Origin of the sequence: Methyloversatilis sp. MC4-4, assembly GCF_049843555.1 — a bacterium.
In the GTDB taxonomy this organism is placed as follows: domain Bacteria; phylum Pseudomonadota; class Gammaproteobacteria; order Burkholderiales; family Rhodocyclaceae; genus Methyloversatilis; species Methyloversatilis discipulorum_B.
The window spans coordinates 280,821-296,682 of sequence record NZ_JBBHZK010000001.1; the positions used below are offsets into that span (position 1 = coordinate 280,821).

Consider the following 15,862-nt stretch of genomic DNA (forward strand, 5'->3'; position numbering starts at 1 on the left):
CTCGCTGTTCTCTTCCGCGCTACTGCACGATGAAGGAGGTGAAGAGCACCGATTCGACCGGACCTATCGGCTCTTCGGGCTCGCCCTTGCGGTTCCGCGGTACCTCGCCAACGATGGCATTGACCGCGTGCTTGATGTCTTCCGCCAGTTGCTCGCGGCCTTCCGTGGTACCCAGATCGGAGGCCTTCTTGCCGGACAGCAGCATCAGCACACGGTGGCGGATCTCCGGCATGTAGGCCTTCAGGTTGTCGGCTGCCGGCTGTTCATCGACGCGCAGTGTCGCCTTGACCTGCAGGTACTGGTCGACCGCGGTTTCCGGTTGCAGGTTGACGGTGAAGGGGTCGAGTTCGACGAAGACCGGCGGCAGGCCCTTGGCTTCCGCGTCCTTCTTCTTCTTCAGCTTGGCCTTCTTCGCTTCCTTGGCCGCCGCGTCATGATCTTCCTCGGCAACGACTTCTTCGCCGTCCTCGCCTTCGTCGGCGTGACTGCCACCCATCATGAAGAAGGCCGCGGCGCCGCCCAGTATCACCACCACCAGCAAGGCGATGATGATGACGAGCATCTTGTTGCCCTTCTTCTTCGGTGCGTCTGCTCCGGCTTCGTCCGGTGTGGCGGCTGCTTTGGCCATATTCGATGCTCCTGTCTGATTCGGAATTGTCGGCGGGCACACATGCCTTTCAATGTCCGAATAACGGCTGATTGATCCGTTTTTTTAGTGCCGGAGCGGTTTTTTGCTCGACAGGTGCATCCCGACCTTTGCGGCTGCCACAGATTCCGGAGGTGCGTCAGGCGAACAGATCGACCAGTCCGGTGCCGCGCCGCGCGGTCTGGCTGACCGCAAGCTCGCCGCTGTCGCGACCGCGCTGGCCGCGCTGTTCTCCGCCCTGGCCCTCGCGCGAGGGCTGGTCGCTGCTGACGTTCGCCTCGCCCAGCGAGATGCCACCTTCGGCCAGCATTTCACGCAGACGAGGCATCGCCTGTTCGAGCGCCTCGCGTACCAGCGGACTGGCCGATACGAATTGTGCGGTGCTCAGGTCGGAGCCGATTTCCAGCGTGATTTCGATGCGACCCAAGTGCGGCGGCGTCAGCACCAGTTCGGCTTTGCTCATGCCCTGGTCGGCCAGCCAGCTGATCTGGTGGCCGACGTCGTCCGCCCAGCCGGGCTGACTCACAGGTGTGGCGACCGTCATCTCGGTCTTCGGCTGCTGGGCTGCCGCCATATGGGCGCGGAAGTCGGCGTGCTGTGCCTGCTGCATCGTGCCGGTGGTGTTGTCGGCGAAGGCATCGGGCAGCACGTCGGCAGCGAGGTCGAAGTCCGGCAGCGTTTTGCCGTCCACCTCCGCTTCGCTGCCGGCCTGGGCGGCAATCCCTGCCGCCAGCGGGGCGGCATCGCCCTTGGCCGGCTTGCCGCCATTGCCGCCGGTGAGGTCAGACAACGCCGTCGTCGCTTCGCTTTCGCTCGAAGCCGCCGTTTTCAGCGCATCGGCCAGCTGCAGCACGGGGGTCATCAGCAGGCCGGCTGCGAGCATGTCGGCGCCGCTCTGCGGTGTTTCGGTCGTGATCAGTTCCTGCGCGTCCTCATCCGGCTTGATGGCGTCGGCCATCAGGTCGGCCAGCAGTGCGGGCGGAAGCTCGCGCCCTTGTCCGCTGGCCTGCAGATTGTCCTTGAGCAGGTTGGCGAAGGCGGCAGCGTCTTCGCCGCTGAGTTCGCCAGCAATGCCGCGGATCTCTCCGACCGGGCCGGACGTGGCGAGCGGCGTGGATGAAGTGGGCAGGTTAAGCGTCGGTGCCGGCATGGTGGTCTCTCCTGTGACGGAGGGACCTCAGCACTATCCGTGCCAGTTGCCGGTAAGGGTGGAGCCGCTCAGTCGTCGTTGACCTGACGGCCCGAACGGTCGTCGTTCACGCGCTGCTCGGCACGGGCCTGCTTGCGGGCGACGCCTGCGTGGTGGCGGTCGGACAGCGTTTCGAACGCCTTGACCCGGGTGCGCGTGTCGAGCCATTCGCGCTGACCGGCCTGCGCGAGATCGCGCGAACGTTCGACCTGCCTCTGCTGATGGCTGATCGCGTCGTCGATGCGGGCAAGAAAGGCGCGGTAATTGGACCACTGATTGGGCGTCAGACCACTGCGTGCGGCCGCCATGAACTGGCCCTGGTACTCGTTGCGGTACTGCTCGAGCATGTCGAGCTTGCGCGTGTTGTCCTGTTCGCTGGCCATCAGCGCAGCAAGCGCACGGGCGGCTTCGTCCATGCGCGTGACGCTGAGATCCAGGATGGATTGGAGTCGGAATTGTTCAGCCATGACTTGAAAGCATCGTTCCGATCAGCGGGGCCGGGCGTGATCCAGATCACGCATTTTCGGCCAGTGACGGATTTTTGCAATCATGGCGTCTGACCGAAGATCTGGTGCAGCTTCATGACCGCATCCTCGTAGCCCTCGCGCTCGTCCATGCGCTGCTGCAGGAAGGCCTCCAGCGTCGGGAACATGTTCACTGCCTGGTCCAGTTGCGGGTCGGCGCCGGGCGCATACGCGCCGACGGCGATCAGGTCGCGCGCACGCTGGTAGCGCGACCAGTAGCCCTTGAAGCGGCGTACCAGATCGAAATGACTGGGTTTGACGAGGCTGTGCATGGCACGCGACACCGACTGTTCGATGTCGATCGCCGGGTAGTGGCCGGAGTCGGCCAACTGGCGCGTGAGCACGAAGTGGCCGTCGAGGATGGCGCGCGCCGAGTCGGCGATCGGGTCCTGCTGGTCGTCGCCTTCGGCCAGCACGGTGTAGAAGGCGGTGATCGAACCGCCGCCTTCCGGGCCGTTGCCGGCGCGCTCGACCAGCTGTGGCAGGCGGGCGAACACGCTCGGCGGGTAACCGCGGGTCACCGGCGGCTCGCCGATGGCCAGCGCGATTTCGCGTTGCGCCATCGCATAGCGGGTCAGCGAATCCATGATGAGCAGCACGTGCCGGCCCTGGTCGCGAAACCATTCGGCCACCGTGGTGGCGTAGGCCGCGCCTTGCAGGCGCATCAGCGGGCTGGTGTCGGCGGGGGCTGCGACCACCACCGAGCGGGCGAGGCCGGCGGCGCCGAGGATCTGCTCGATGAACTCCTTCACTTCGCGACCCCGTTCGCCGATCAGCCCGACCACCACGACCTCGGCCGAGGTGAAGCGCGCCATCATGCCGAGCAGCACCGACTTGCCGACGCCCGAGCCGGCGAACAGGCCGATGCGCTGACCGCGGCCCACGGTGAGCAGCGAATTGATCGAGCGGATGCCGGTGTCCATCGTGCGCTTGATCGGTTCGCGCAGCAGCGGGTTGACCGCGCGACTGGCCACCGAGCGCGAATGACGGGTGATCAGCGGGCCGAGCCCGTCGAGCGGGCGGCCGGCGCCATCGACCACGCGGCCGAGCAGGGCGTCGCCGACCGGCAGGTGCTTGGCGCGGTCGGAGGCGCGCCGGCGCGGCTCCAGCCGCTCGGTCGTTGTCGGTCGTTGCGGGGCGGTTTCGAGCGGGATGACCTGGGCGCCCGGTGCGAGGCCGACCACGTCGTCGGTCGGCATCATGAACAGCTTTTCGCCGTTGAAGCCGACCACCTCGGCTTCGCAGCTGTTGCCGCCCGGTACCATGATGCGGCAGCCCGAACCCAGGGGCAGCTTGAGGCCGGCCGCTTCCATCACCAGACCGTTGATGCGGGTCAGACGACCGGCGTGCTGATAGGGATTGACGCGTCCGGCGAGCGTGCCGCAGTCGGTCAGGAAGCCGGACCACTTGCGCACGTGCGCATTCGGTTTGCCGGCCGCCTCCTCCGGTTGCTCGTCCGTGCTGTCCGCGCTGTCCGGCTCCAAGGTCGATTCAGTCATGTTCCAGCCACTCCGCGCCATCGACCAGCGATTCGACGATGCGGTCCCAGCGTGTCGGGACCGTCGCGTCGATCTGGCTGCCGCCGGATTCGACCTTGCAGCCGCCACGCGCGATGGCGCCGTCCTCGAAGATGCGGTGGCCGGCGTGCGTGAGCTGGTCGCCGATATGGCTGCGCACGACCGAGGCGTCTTCGGGGTTCAGATAGATGGCGGTGTGCTGGTGCGGCAACTGGTTGATCGCTTCGCGCACGACGGCGACCACTACCTCGGGATTCACCCGTATGGTCTGGCGCACGACGTTGCGCGCGATTTCGACGCCGAGGTTCAGCACCTCGCGTGCGATCGAGTTGTCGAGCGCTGCCAGAGCCTCTTCCAGTTGCTCGACTACGCTGTGCAGGCGCATCGCTTCCATGCGCACACGCGCCGTGCCCTCCTCGTAGCCGGCGGCATAGCCCTCGCGGTGCGCCTCCTGCTGCAGCTTCTCGATGTCGTCGGCGGTGGGAAAGCGGAAGGGCGCCGGCGTCTCGTCGTCCGTGTCGACCGCAGTCGCATTCTCCGGCGCCATCGCGGGGGAATGCGCTTGGTCGGCATCGACAGCCGGTTCCGGCGCCGGCGCAGGTGCGGTTTCCGGCGTATCGAACACCGGCATCTGCCAGGCAGTGAAGGATTCGCTGTTCATCGTGCGCAGCCTGCCTCAGAGCGGGCCATCGTCAAAGCATTTCCTCGCCACCCTTGCCACCCATGACGATCTGGCCTTCCTCGGCCAGACGGCGGGCGATCTTCAGGATTTCCTTCTGCTCGGCTTCGACTTCCGACAGCTTCACCGGGCCGCGGCCTTCGAGGTCCTCGCGCAGCGCCTCGGCGGCGCGCGAGGACATGTTCTTGAATATCTTCTCGCGCAGCTCCGGCGAGGCCCCCTTGAGCGACAGCACCAGCTGATCGCCGCTGACCTCGCGCAGCAGCGTCTGGATGCCGCGGTCGTCGATGTCGAGCAGGTTCTCGAACACGAACATTTCGTCGACGATCTTCTGCGCCAGATCGGCGTCGTATTCCTTCACAGCATCGAGGATGGCCGACTCGTTGGCGCTGCCGACGAAGCCGAGGATTTCCGCGGTGGCCTTGATGCCGCCCAGCGTCGTCTTCTTCATCTTGGCCGAACCCGACAGCACGCGCGACATCGCTTCGTTCAACTCGCGCAGTGCCACCGGCTGCACGCCGTCCAGCGTGGCGATGCGCAGCACGACGTCGTTGCGCAGCCGCTCCACGAAGAGCTTGAGTACTTCGGCCGCCTGGTCGAATTCCAGGTGGGTCAGGATGGTGGCGATGATCTGCGGGTGCTCGTTCTTGATCAGGTTGGCGATGGTGGCGGCATCGAGCCACTTCAGGCCCTCGATGCCGGCGGTGTCGGAGTCGTTCAGGATGCGCGACAGCAGGTGACCGGCGCGTTCCTCGCCGAGCGCCTTGGTGAGCATGTTGCGGATCAGCGTCTCGTCGGCCGACACGCGGCTGCCGGCGGCGGTCGCCTCGTCGAACATGTCGAGCACGGCCTGCACCTTCTCACGCGGCACGTTCTTGAGGCCGGCCATCGCCGTACCGATCTTCTGCACCTCCCGCGGGCCGAGGTGGCGCAGCACCTCGGCGGCGGCATCCTCGCCCAGCGTCACCAGCAGCAGGGCACTGCGTTCGATTCCGTCGTCATTCATCGCCGCTCACCCAGTGCTTGATCACTTCGGCCACCGCCTTCGGATCGTTCTTCGCGAATTCGCGCGCCGATTCGAGCTTCGTTTCGAAGTCGAGCTGGGCCCGCGCTTCCGGAGACATTTCGATCTGCGCCGCCGAGCCGCCGGCCAGAGCGCCCGGGATGGGCTGGCCGTTCTCGTCGAGTGTCACGTCGCGCACTTCGGGCTCGTTCTCGTCAGCTTCTGCCGGCGTGGTCAGATTGCGCACCAGCGGGCGCAGCACGCCGAGCAGCAGGTAGGCGGCGACGCCAGCGACCAGCAGATACTTCAGCAGTTCGCGCGCGAAGCCCATGGTTTCCGGGTCTTTCCACAGCGGCGTTTCGGGCGCTGCATCGACCACTTCGGTGAAAGGCGCGGAGGCGACATTGATCGTGTCGCCACGACCTTCGTTGAAGCCCATCGCCTCACGCGTCAGCGCGGTGATGCGCTGGATCTCCTCCTCGTTCAACGGCACCTGTACCACCTTGCCGTCCTTGTCGGTCTCGGTCTTGTGGTTCACCAGCACCGCCACCGACAGCCGCTTGATCTGGCCGACCGACTGGCGGACGTGCTGCACCGTCTTGTCGAGCTCGTAATTGGTGGTCGAATCCTTGCGCGTATTGATCGGCAGCATTGCCGGCTGGCCGTTGGCGCCTTCGACCGCCGGCGTGCCCGGCGCGGGCGGCGTGGTGACCGGCGCGGTGGCTGGCGTCGGCGGCTGGTTGGTCAGCGCGCCCGGCACGCCGGCCGCGTTCGGCTGATTGGTCTCCGACTCGCTGAGCTGCTGGCTGCGAATGGCCGCGTTCGGGGTCGGGTTCGGCTTGTAGGTTTCCGCCGTCTGTTCGGCCTGATTGAAGTCGATGTCGGCCGCCGTCTGCACGCGGTAATTGCCGCGACCGACCAGCGGTTCGAGGATGCCCTCGATACGCCGGATGGTTGCCGCCTCGATTTCGCCCACGTACTTCAGCTGGGTCGGGTTCAGCGACGCGTTGTCCTTGGCATCGCGGTTGTTCGACAGCAGATTGCCGTTCTGGTCCAGTACCGACACGCTGGTCGGCTGCAGCTGCGGCACGCTGGAAGCGACCAGATGCACGATGCCGCCGACCTGCTCCGGCGTCAGCGTGCGGCCGCCCAGAAGACTGACCACGACCGATGCCGACGGCTTCTGATCGTCGCGCAGGAAGGCGCTCTGTTTCGGGATGGCGAGATGCACGCGTGCGCCATCGACCGCAGCCAACGTACCGATGGTGCGCGCCAGCTCGCCTTCGAGTGCGCGCTGGTAGGTCACCTGTTCGGAAAACTGCGACTGGCCCAGCTTCTGGCTTTCCATCAGCTCGAAACCGACCGAACCGCCGCGCGGCAGACCCTGCGCGGCCAGCTTCAGGCGGGTGTCGTGGACGAACTGCGACGGCACCAGGATGGCGTGGCCACCCTCGGAGAACTTGTAGGGCACGTTGCCCTGCTGCAGCGCGGCGACGATGGCGCCGCCGTCCTTGTCGTTGATATTGGAGAACAGCACCTCGTAGTCGGGCGTGCGGCTCCACAGCATCAGCCCGACCAGCAGCGCGATGGCCATCGCCAGCCCGCCGGCCAGCGCCATCTTCTTCTGCATCGGCATTTCGGCCAGCCGTTGCTGGGCCAGTGCCAGCGGCGTAGCCGGCGAGGCGGGGGCGGCGTTCGGATCGAGTACGGCGTCGGCCATGGTTCGTCTCTTGCAAGTTGCTCGAATGCCGGGTGTCGACGTACCGACACACCATCGAGGATGGGACGGATTCTCTGCCCCCCTCGCGCGTGGCGTTCCATGAATAAGGCGGGTTTTTGGCCGGCTGATTCCCGCCAATCTGTGGCTTGACGCTTGCTACGCTGGCACCGTCGATCAATTCACTGTCTACGACACGCATGTCAGAGCCGTCCGCCAGCGCCGCCGAACCGGCCCGCATCGCCCCCGAGGAGGCGGCGCGGCTGGCGGAAGCTTTCCGTCTGTTCAATGCCGCTTCGGCCGAACTGACCGAGGCCTATGGCGCGCTGGAAAAGCAGGTCGCCAGCCTGACCGAGGAGCTGGCGCAGGCCAACGGCGAACTGCGCCGTCAGTACGAGGAAAAGGCGCGCCTGACCGATCGGTTGAGCACGCTGCTGAACCAGCTGCCGGCCGGCGTGGTCGTGGTGGATGGTGCGGGTGCGATCGAACAGGCCAATCCGGCCGCACTGGACATGGTGGGCGCGCGCGCAGGTGCGGGTTGGGACAGCAGTGCCGCCCGGCTGCAGCCGTCGGACGCACCGGCCGAATGGGACTGCGTCGGCACCGACGGACAGGCTCGTCGGCTGTCGATGAGCGAGGCGCGGCTGGCCGGCGAGGATGCACGCATCGTGCTGCTGCACGACATGACGCGCCAGCACGCGCTGAAGATCGCCGCCGCGCGCAACGAGCGGCTGGCGGCGATGGGCGAGATGGCCGCCTCGCTGGCGCACCAGTTGCGCACGCCGCTGGCGGCGGCGACCTTGTACGTGGGTACGCTGATTTCGCGCGACATGGCGCCGGACGACGTCAAGTCGATCGCCTCGCGCGCGCAGGGCCGGCTGCGGCATCTCGAACGGCTGATCCGCGACACGCTGATGTTCGCGCGCGGCGAGGTGCTGGGCCGCGAAGCGATCGATGTGGCAGCGCTGGTCGACGAACTGCAGCACACGGTCGAGCCGGTGGCGCGCCAGGCCGGTGTGCGGCTGACGGTGGAGACGGCGTCAGGCAGCGTGTCCGGCGACCGCAAGGCGGTGGCCAGTGCGCTGGTGAGCCTGCTCGAAAACGCGGTGCAGGCTTGCGCCGACGGCGGCGAGGTGGCGCTGGCGGTCGAGGCGACCGAGGGCAGCGTCAGTTTCGTCGTGCGTGACAACGGTCGCGGCATCCCGCGCGAGATACAGGAAAGATTGTTCGAACCCTTCTTCACCACGCGGGAAGAGGGGACCGGGCTGGGGCTGGCGATCGCACGCGGCGTGGCGCGCGTGCACGGCGGCGACATCGAATGCGAGTCCGCGCCGGGCGCGGGCAGCCGTTTCACCTTGCGCCTGCCTGCGCAGACGCCTGAAGACGTAGTGCTGGAGAACGGGCAATGAGCGAGAAGCTGAACATCCTGGTGGTCGAGGACGAACCCAATCTGCGCGATGCGCTGTGCCTGGCGATCGAGTGCGCCGGTCACCGCGTCATCGGTGCCGCCGACGGCCCGCAGGCGCTGCGCATGATAGAGCGCAACACCGGTGAGCACGCGCTGAACCTGGTCATCACCGACCTGAAGATGCAGCCGATGGACGGTCTCACGCTGCTGCGCGAGATCCGCGCCCGCGAGCCGGTACTGCCTGTGCTGCTCATGACGGCTTTCGGCGACGTCGAGAAGGCGGTGGCGGCGATGCGCGCCGGTGCCTGCGACTTCCTGCTCAAGCCCTTCGAACCGGACGTGCTGCTCGCCCACATCGATCGCTACGCCGCGCCGGTGGTGGCACCGACCGACATGGTGGCGGAGGACGCCCGCACCCGTCAGGTGCTGGGCCTTGCGTCGCGCGTGGCGAAGTCCGAGGCGACCGTGCTGCTGACCGGCGAATCCGGCACCGGCAAGGAAGTGTTCGCGCGCTACATCCATCAGCAGTCGGCGCGTGCAGGCAAGCCCTTCATCGCAATCAACTGCGCGGCGATTCCCGACAACCTGCTCGAAGCGACGCTGTTCGGCTACGAGAAAGGTGCCTTCACCGGCGCCACGACCGCCCAGGCAGGCAAGTTCGAACAGGCCGACGGTGGCACGCTGCTGCTCGACGAAATATCCGAAATGCCGCTGTCGCTGCAGGCCAAGCTGCTGCGCGTGCTGCAGGAGCGCGAGGTCGAGCGCGTCGGCGGCAAGAAGCCGGTGCCGCTGGACATCCGCGTGCTGGCCACCAGCAACCGCGACATGGAAGCCGAGGCCCGCGCCGGCCGCTTCCGCGAGGATCTTTACTACCGGCTGAACGTGTTCCCGATCGCCATTCCGTCGCTGCGCGAACGGCCGGGCGACATCGTGCCGCTGGCGCGCCACTTTCTCGCCGCCTGCGCCAAGGCGCAGGGCAGGGCACTGAAGCTGGGCGAATCGGCTGCGGCAATCCTTGCCGGCCATGACTGGCCCGGCAATGTGCGCGAACTGGAAAACACGATGCAGCGCGCCGCCATCCTGGCGCCGGGTGATGCGGTCGAGGCGGAGCACATCGTGCTCGGCAGCCAGCGTGTCGCGCCGCGTCCGGTGAGCGAACCGGCACCGACCGTTGCTGCTGCGGCGCCGGTGCCCGCCGCGAACGATGCGCCGCCGAATGCCACGCCGGACGCGCCGGTCAAGGTGAAATCGGTGCGCGACATGGAACGCGACCTCATCCTCGAAACGCTGGCTGCAGTCGGTGGTTCGCGCAAGAAGGCGATCGAGAAACTCGGCATTTCGGAACGCACGCTGCGGTATAAACTTGCGCGTTACAAGGCGGATGGTCTGCTGCGCGAAGGGTAAGTCGAGCGCTTCGCCTGATTGGCCCGGTTATTGCAAGGAAACGGCTGAACAGGTCATGAACGCCGAAATTGCCCCGGCGGACAGTCCGTAACCGGCATTTTTTGCCGGCGGGCACAGGAGAAACTGCATGAACACCAGCCTCAACCAGATGATTACCGAGCTGCGCTCGACCGCGCAGACCGCGGCGAACAAGCCGGTCGGCAAGGTCGATGCGGCGTCCGGCGGCGCCGACTTCGGCGAGGCGCTGAAGAACGCGATCGAACAGGTCAATGCGGCGCAGCAGGAAGCGCAGAAAATGTCGGAAGGTTTCATCACCGGCAGCAATACCGAAGCCAACCTGCAGGACGTGATGATCGCGTCGCAGAAGGCCAGCCTGTCTTTCCAGCAGATGGTGCAGGTGCGCAACAAGCTGGTGAATGCCTACCAGGACATCATGAACATGAGCGTCTGAGCGCCGAGGTGCACGACGTCGACAGGGACCGGCCGCAAGGCCGGTTTTTTTTCGCCCGGCTCGCGCCGGCACTCTCCGGCAATTGACAACAGTTCTCGTTTGAACGAAGCTCATCGAACCTGAGTGTCGGTTCTTCGCGCCGGCCGGGGTATTCCGGAACGACACATCCGCATTGCCGTTCCGACCGCAGTTCCGCCAGCCCGTCGGCGTCCGCCGCCCCGCAAGCCTCCGCGTCCATCCGTCGCCAGCCGCGCTCGCCCTGGAGCCGCGTTGCCAGCCTCTTCGTCCTTCGTCGGTGGTGCACGCACCACCGATCCGATTGCAGAGGTATCCGATGTCAGTACCGATCAACGTGACGCTGCCGGCCGTTCGCGTGCTGCGGCGCACTGCCGCATGCAGCCTGATTGCGCTGTGCATGGCGGCACCGGCGTCCGCCGGCCACTTCCCGATGTACGCCGCCTGGGCACAGCCGGACGGGCCGGGCAGCGCCATCACGCTGACCTACAGTTTCGGCAATCTGTTTGACGGCAGTCTGCTCGACGGCGCGACCGGCGCGCCGCTGCCCGTGTCGCTGTTGCGCAGCGCGTTCGAACTGGCGCTGTGGGACTACGCCGCGGTACTGCCCATCCATTTCGTTGAGGTGACCGACGGCGGACCGCTGCCGGAAACCGGTGAGTACGACCCGACCGGGCTGGCCGACATCCGCGTCGGACAGGTGGCGCACATCGCCGACGCGAATGCCTATGCCTATTTCCCGTTCTCGCCGGACAGCGGTCTGGCCGGCGATATCGTGTTCAATGCCGGACGCTTCGGCAATGACTGGACGCCGCTCTGGTTCTACGCGGTCGCCCAGCACGAGCTGGGTCATTCGCTCGGCATGGGGCACTACGTCAACGACGATCCGGTCACGGTCGGACCCGCTGCATTGCTGTCTTACGAAGGTCCGGTTTTCCCGCTCGACGCGGCCACTCGCGCTGCGCTGCAGGGTGTGTATGGCGCAGGCGTCGGTTCGGTGACGCCGCTGTCGCCGGTGCCGGAGCCGGGCGCTGCGGCGCTCATGCTCGCCGGCCTGATCGTGTTGCGCGCGAGGACGCAGCGTCGAACATCGCGGGGGAGCGGACGCCGTGGCTGAACGTGCATGCAGAGTTCACCGGCGGAGCGCTCGCATGGCGCTCGCCCTGGCGCTGTCCGCCGGCGTTCCGAATGCGGTGTCGGCACTGCAGATCGAGTTCGACTACCGCTACGACACGCGCGGCTTCTTCACCGATCTGGCGACCGGCGAGCCGCTGGCCGAGCGTCGCGCACTGCTCGACCTTGCCGGGTCGTTCTACGGTGGTTTCACCGACACGCTGACTGCCATCGCACCCGGAGCGGGTGACAACTGGTCGGTGTCCTTCGTGCATCCCAGCCTCGGCGGCCCGGGCGTGACGCTGGTGAACGAAACGATCGCTGCCGACACGCTGCGCATTTACGTCGGCGGCTCGCCGAGTGCGCCCGGCGTGCTCGGCTTCGCCGGCACCGGATCAAACCTGCAGGTCAGCGGTGACGCGGCTTTCGTCGACGCGGTGACGACGCGCGGGCAGGCCGGTGTGGCGCAGGGGACCGACTATGCCACCTGGGGGGGCTACATCTGGTTCAACGCCAGCAACGACTGGTACTTCGGCCCGGACGCCGGCAGTCTGACTGCCGGCCGGCCCGACTTCCTGACCACCGCGACGCATGAGATCGGGCACATTCTCGGCTTCGGCGAAGCCGACGCGTGGTATGCCAATGTCGATCTGGACAGCGGGCTGTTCGTCGGCGCGAACGCGGTCGCGGCCTACGGCGGTGGCGTGCCGCTGGACCGCTACGGCAGCCACTGGGCCGAGGGTACGTACAGCCTGCGCGACGGCGTGCTGCAGGAAACGATGATGGATCCGAGCACGCCTGCCGGCGAGCGCCAGCTGCCGACTGCGCTCGACTATGCCGGTTTCGCCGACATCGGCTGGCAGGTGTCGGTGGTGCCGGAACCGGCCGGCTGGGCGCTACTGCTGAGCGGTGTCGGCGTCGTCGCGGTCGGGAGACGGCGCCGGCGCATCTGCCTGGCAGAAGCCGGGCGCAGGTGAGCGGACGCGGGCGTCGCTCTCATCCGGCACGCAGGTGCGGCGTTACACTGACCGCCGGAGGAAACGTCCATCATGAAAATCCGCTTTCTCGGCGCGGCCGGTACGGTCACCGGTTCGCGCTACCTGCTGACGCATGGCGGTCATCGCCTGCTCGTCGACTGCGGCCTGTTCCAGGGCGTGAAGAACATCCGCAGTCGCAACTGGAAGCCCTTTCCGATCGCGCCGCGCGATATCGAGGCGGTGGTGCTGACGCATGCCCACCTCGATCATTCCGGCTTCCTGCCACGACTGATGCGAGAGGGCTTTCGCGGCCCGGTATGGTCGACTTCGGCCACCCGCGAACTGGTCGACATCCTGCTCGAAGACAGCGCCCATCTGCAGGAGGAGGACGCCCGTCACGCCAACCGCTACGGCTACAGCAAGCACCACCCGGCGGAGCCGCTTTACACCTCGGACGACGCGCGGCAGGTGATGAAACAGTTCCGCAGCGCGGGTTTCGACGAGCCGGTGGAGATCGGGCCCTTCCGTATCACCTTCACGCGCGCCGGCCACATTCTCGGTGCGGCCAGCGTGCGCGTCGACTGCGCCGGTCGCAGCATCACGTTCAGCGGCGATCTCGGGCGTCCGGACGATCCGGTCATGCACGCGCCGGACCGTCTCGCCGCCACCGACTGGCTGGTGCTCGAATCGACCTATGGCGACCGCCTGCACCCGGACGAAGATCCGTACGAAACGCTGGCCGGCATCGTGAACCGCACCGCTGCGCGCGGCGGTACCGTGCTGCTGCCTTCGTTCGCGGTCGGTCGTTCGCAGGCGCTGATGTACCTGCTGTCGCGCCTGATGGACGAACACCGCATCCCCGAACTTCCGGTCTTCCTCGACAGCCCGATGGCGATCGACGTGACCGGCGTGTTCCGTCACTTCCGCAGCGAGCATCGGCTGACCCAGGATGCCTGCGACCGGCTGCATGCCATGGTCACCTACACGCGCTCGCCGGAGGAGTCGGAAGCGCTGGCGTCCAACCGCTACCCGAAGATCATCATCGCCGGCGCCGGCATGCTCAACGGCGGCCGCATTCTGCACCACCTGATCGCCTTCGGAGCCGACCCGCGAAATGCGGTGGTGATCGCCGGTTACCAGGCCGAAGGCACGCGTGGCGACGCGCTGCTCAAGGGCAAGCGCAGCCTGCGCATCTTCGGTCGCGATGTACCGATAGCGTGCGAGGTGGCACAGGTCGAAGGCCTGTCGGCGCATGCCGACTGGAAAGAAATACTCGAGTGGCTGCGTCCGGTCGATCGCGCTCCGCAGCGCGTGTTCGTCACGCACGGCGAGCCGGTCGCCGCTGACAGCCTGCGGCAGAAGCTCGAGCACGAGCTCGCGTGGTCAGCGCAGGTCCCGGAGCAGGACGAGGAGTTCGACCTTGATTGAACAGATGCCCGTCGGCCGAGATTGGAGCCGCTCCGCGGTGCTCAGACAACTGGCGGCGGTTCGTTGATCAGCGCCCAGAACACGCCCATCTGCGTCACCGTGCGCGAGAACTGATCGAAATCGACCGGCTTCACGACATAGGCGTTGATGCCCAGGCTGTAGCATCGACGCAGGTCGGGGTCTTCCTTCGATGAACTCATGATGATGACGGGCAGCGCACGCATGTCTTCGTCGGCGCGCAGTTCGGTCAGCATTTCGATGCCGTCCATGCGCGGCATGTGCAGGTCCAGCAGCACGAAAAGCGGCACCTCGCCGCTGCGGTCGGCGTAGCTGCCGCGCTTGTAGAGGTAGTCCAGCCCTTCCGCACCGTCGCGTACGACGACAATTTCGTTCGCCAGATTCAGCACGCGCAGGCCGAGCAGCATCAGTTCGACGTCATTGTCGTTGTCATCGACGACAAGGATTTCACGCAAGTGCAGCGACATCGTTGGCTCCCGTAGGGTGGGTGGCGTCGGCCGGGGGTGGGTCGGATGGGGTGGGAAGGGTGAAGTGGAAGCTGGCGCCCTGACCTGGCACGGCCTCCGCCCAGATGCGGCCGCCGTGCCGATCGACGATGCGCTTGACGTTCGCAAGTCCGATGCCGGTGCCTTCGAATTCGGCGGCGTGATGCAGCCGCTGGAATACCCCGAACAGCTTGCCGGCGTATTTCATGTCGAAGCCGGCGCCGTTGTCGCGCACGTGGAAGGTGTATTGGCCATCGTTGTCGCGCTCGCATTCGATGTGGATGCGAGCCGGGTTGCGGCCTCGCGTGTACTTCACGGCATTGGCGATCAGGTTGTAGAAAACCTGGAACATCAAGGTCCGGTCGGCGCGAATGCGCGGCAGCTCACCGATGCTGATATCGAGCTCGCGTCCGTCGAGTTCGGGCGCCAACTCTTCGAGCACGTCGTCGACCAGGGCGCGCGTATCGCAACGTTCGAGATGCATCTCGGCGCGGCTCGCGCGGGAGAATGCAAGCAGTCCTTCGACGATGTCGCTCAGATGCCGCACCGAGGCGCGGATGCGCTGCAGATAGCTCAGCGAGGCCGGTTCGGTGTCGATGACGCCGAGGCGATCGCCGAGTACGCGCGCAAAACCGTCGATGTGGCGCAGCGGGCCACGCACGTCGTGCGCGATGGCATAGGACACTGCTTCCAGTTCCTCGATCTGCAGGCGCATCCTTTCGTTCATCGCCTGCAACTGCGCTTCGGACTGTTGCCGGCGCTCGATTTCGGCCCGCAGTTCCTCGTTGGCGCGACGCAGGCTGTCGGGCGAGGGCAGGGCGAGCGCCAGTGGAATCAGTCGCCACAGCAGCACTGCGGTGGCCAGCGACACCACCGCGGTGAAGGCGCGTATCCAGCCGTCCAGCCAGAAATCGGGGTTCCACAGCGTCCACACGTCCATCACGTGGGTCACGCCGCAGGCCATGATGAACACGCCGAACATGACGAAGGCCGACCGGAAGCCGAGATCGGCACGCCTCCGCACGAACACCCACAGCGTGACCGGTATCGTGAAGTAGGCCAGCGCGATCAGCGTGTCTGACAGCACGTGCAGCAGCAGCAGATCGCGTTGCCACGAAAAGCAGTAGCCGTGTGGAAGAAGGGTGTTCAGTTCCGTCATGGTGCTGCCGCTCCGAAGACGTCGCGCATCGCCCGAACGCTCGCGTTGACGAGCGCACTATAGCCCGCGCACTACCGGAGGCGTGCGCGTTCACCCATCAGTGTGGTCGGTCGCTGTGACAGCGTGATG

15 protein-coding genes are annotated in these 15,862 nt (G+C 66.5%); 6 read left to right on the forward strand and 9 right to left on the reverse strand.

All coding sequences use genetic code 11. The features are described 5' to 3' along the window. Positions 1 to 19 precede the first annotated feature (19 nt). The 7 genes from WDZ97_RS01340 to fliF form a co-directional block, all read right to left on the reverse strand. Positions 20 to 628 carry a flagellar basal body-associated FliL family protein gene (locus tag WDZ97_RS01340; protein WP_425761570.1) on the reverse strand — a complete coding sequence of 203 codons (609 nt, stop codon included), beginning with the start codon at positions 626 to 628 and terminating at the stop codon, positions 20 to 22. Between the two features lie 157 nt (positions 629 to 785). Then, entirely contained in the window at positions 786 to 1,796 is a 1,011-nt protein-coding gene (locus WDZ97_RS01345) for a flagellar hook-length control protein FliK (RefSeq protein ID WP_425761571.1), read from the reverse strand. Between the two features lie 68 nt (positions 1,797 to 1,864). Beyond that, the gene (gene fliJ, locus WDZ97_RS01350) at positions 1,865 to 2,302 is read right to left on the reverse strand and encodes a flagellar export protein FliJ (protein WP_024300331.1); all 438 of its coding nucleotides are present in this window, start codon (positions 2,300 to 2,302) and stop codon (positions 1,865 to 1,867) included. Between the two features lie 80 nt (positions 2,303 to 2,382). Next, positions 2,383 to 3,858: a flagellar protein export ATPase FliI gene (gene fliI / locus WDZ97_RS01355; protein WP_425761572.1), complete on the reverse strand. Its 1,476-nt coding sequence runs from the start codon at positions 3,856 to 3,858 to the stop codon at positions 2,383 to 2,385. Next, positions 3,851 to 4,537, reverse strand: coding sequence for a flagellar assembly protein FliH (locus WDZ97_RS01360; RefSeq protein ID WP_425761573.1), 687 nt, complete (start codon positions 4,535 to 4,537; stop codon positions 3,851 to 3,853). Before WDZ97_RS01360 ends, fliI begins: the two co-directional genes overlap by 8 nt. Before the next feature lie 31 nt (positions 4,538 to 4,568). Next, positions 4,569 to 5,561, reverse strand: coding sequence for a flagellar motor switch protein FliG (gene fliG, locus WDZ97_RS01365; RefSeq protein ID WP_304030475.1), 993 nt, complete (start codon positions 5,559 to 5,561; stop codon positions 4,569 to 4,571). Continuing rightward, entirely contained in the window at positions 5,554 to 7,278 is a 1,725-nt protein-coding gene (fliF, locus tag WDZ97_RS01370; RefSeq protein ID WP_425761574.1) for a flagellar basal-body MS-ring/collar protein FliF, read from the reverse strand. Before fliF ends, fliG begins: the two co-directional genes overlap by 8 nt. A gap of 197 nt (positions 7,279 to 7,475) precedes the next feature. Between fliF and WDZ97_RS01375 the strand changes: the two genes are divergently transcribed. From WDZ97_RS01375 to WDZ97_RS01400, 6 genes are all read left to right on the forward strand, one after another. Next, positions 7,476 to 8,684 carry a sensor histidine kinase gene (locus WDZ97_RS01375; protein WP_304002385.1) on the forward strand — a complete coding sequence of 403 codons (1,209 nt, stop codon included), beginning with the start codon at positions 7,476 to 7,478 and terminating at the stop codon, positions 8,682 to 8,684. Next, positions 8,681 to 10,087 carry a sigma-54-dependent transcriptional regulator gene (locus tag WDZ97_RS01380; RefSeq protein ID WP_419543750.1) on the forward strand — a complete coding sequence of 469 codons (1,407 nt, stop codon included), beginning with the start codon at positions 8,681 to 8,683 and terminating at the stop codon, positions 10,085 to 10,087. Before WDZ97_RS01375 ends, WDZ97_RS01380 begins: the two co-directional genes overlap by 4 nt. A gap of 127 nt (positions 10,088 to 10,214) precedes the next feature. After that, the gene (gene fliE, locus WDZ97_RS01385; protein ID WP_019917450.1) at positions 10,215 to 10,538 is read left to right on the forward strand and encodes a flagellar hook-basal body complex protein FliE; all 324 of its coding nucleotides are present in this window, start codon (positions 10,215 to 10,217) and stop codon (positions 10,536 to 10,538) included. Positions 10,539 to 10,872: 334 nt separating this feature from the next. Further along, positions 10,873 to 11,670 (forward strand): PEP-CTERM sorting domain-containing protein, encoded by a 798-nt coding sequence (locus WDZ97_RS01390; RefSeq protein WP_425761575.1) that lies wholly within the window; start codon positions 10,873 to 10,875, stop codon positions 11,668 to 11,670. A 34-nt stretch (positions 11,671 to 11,704) separates the two neighbouring features. Next, a complete protein-coding gene (locus tag WDZ97_RS01395; RefSeq protein ID WP_425761576.1) occupies positions 11,705 to 12,643 on the forward strand; it encodes a PEP-CTERM sorting domain-containing protein in 939 nt (312 codons plus the stop codon). Between the two features lie 72 nt (positions 12,644 to 12,715). Then, a complete protein-coding gene (locus WDZ97_RS01400) occupies positions 12,716 to 14,071 on the forward strand; it encodes an MBL fold metallo-hydrolase RNA specificity domain-containing protein (protein WP_425761577.1) in 1,356 nt (451 codons plus the stop codon). Positions 14,072 to 14,112: 41 nt separating this feature from the next. Here the strand turns inward: WDZ97_RS01400 and WDZ97_RS01405 are convergent, their stop codons facing one another. Both WDZ97_RS01405 and WDZ97_RS01410 read right to left on the reverse strand, forming a co-directional pair. Then, positions 14,113 to 14,556, reverse strand: a complete 444-nt coding sequence (locus tag WDZ97_RS01405; protein WP_425761578.1) for a response regulator — start codon at positions 14,554 to 14,556, stop codon at positions 14,113 to 14,115. Then, positions 14,537 to 15,733 (reverse strand): sensor histidine kinase, encoded by a 1,197-nt coding sequence (locus WDZ97_RS01410; protein ID WP_304002400.1) that lies wholly within the window; start codon positions 15,731 to 15,733, stop codon positions 14,537 to 14,539. Before WDZ97_RS01410 ends, WDZ97_RS01405 begins: the two co-directional genes overlap by 20 nt. Positions 15,734 to 15,862: the final 129 nt, after the last annotated feature.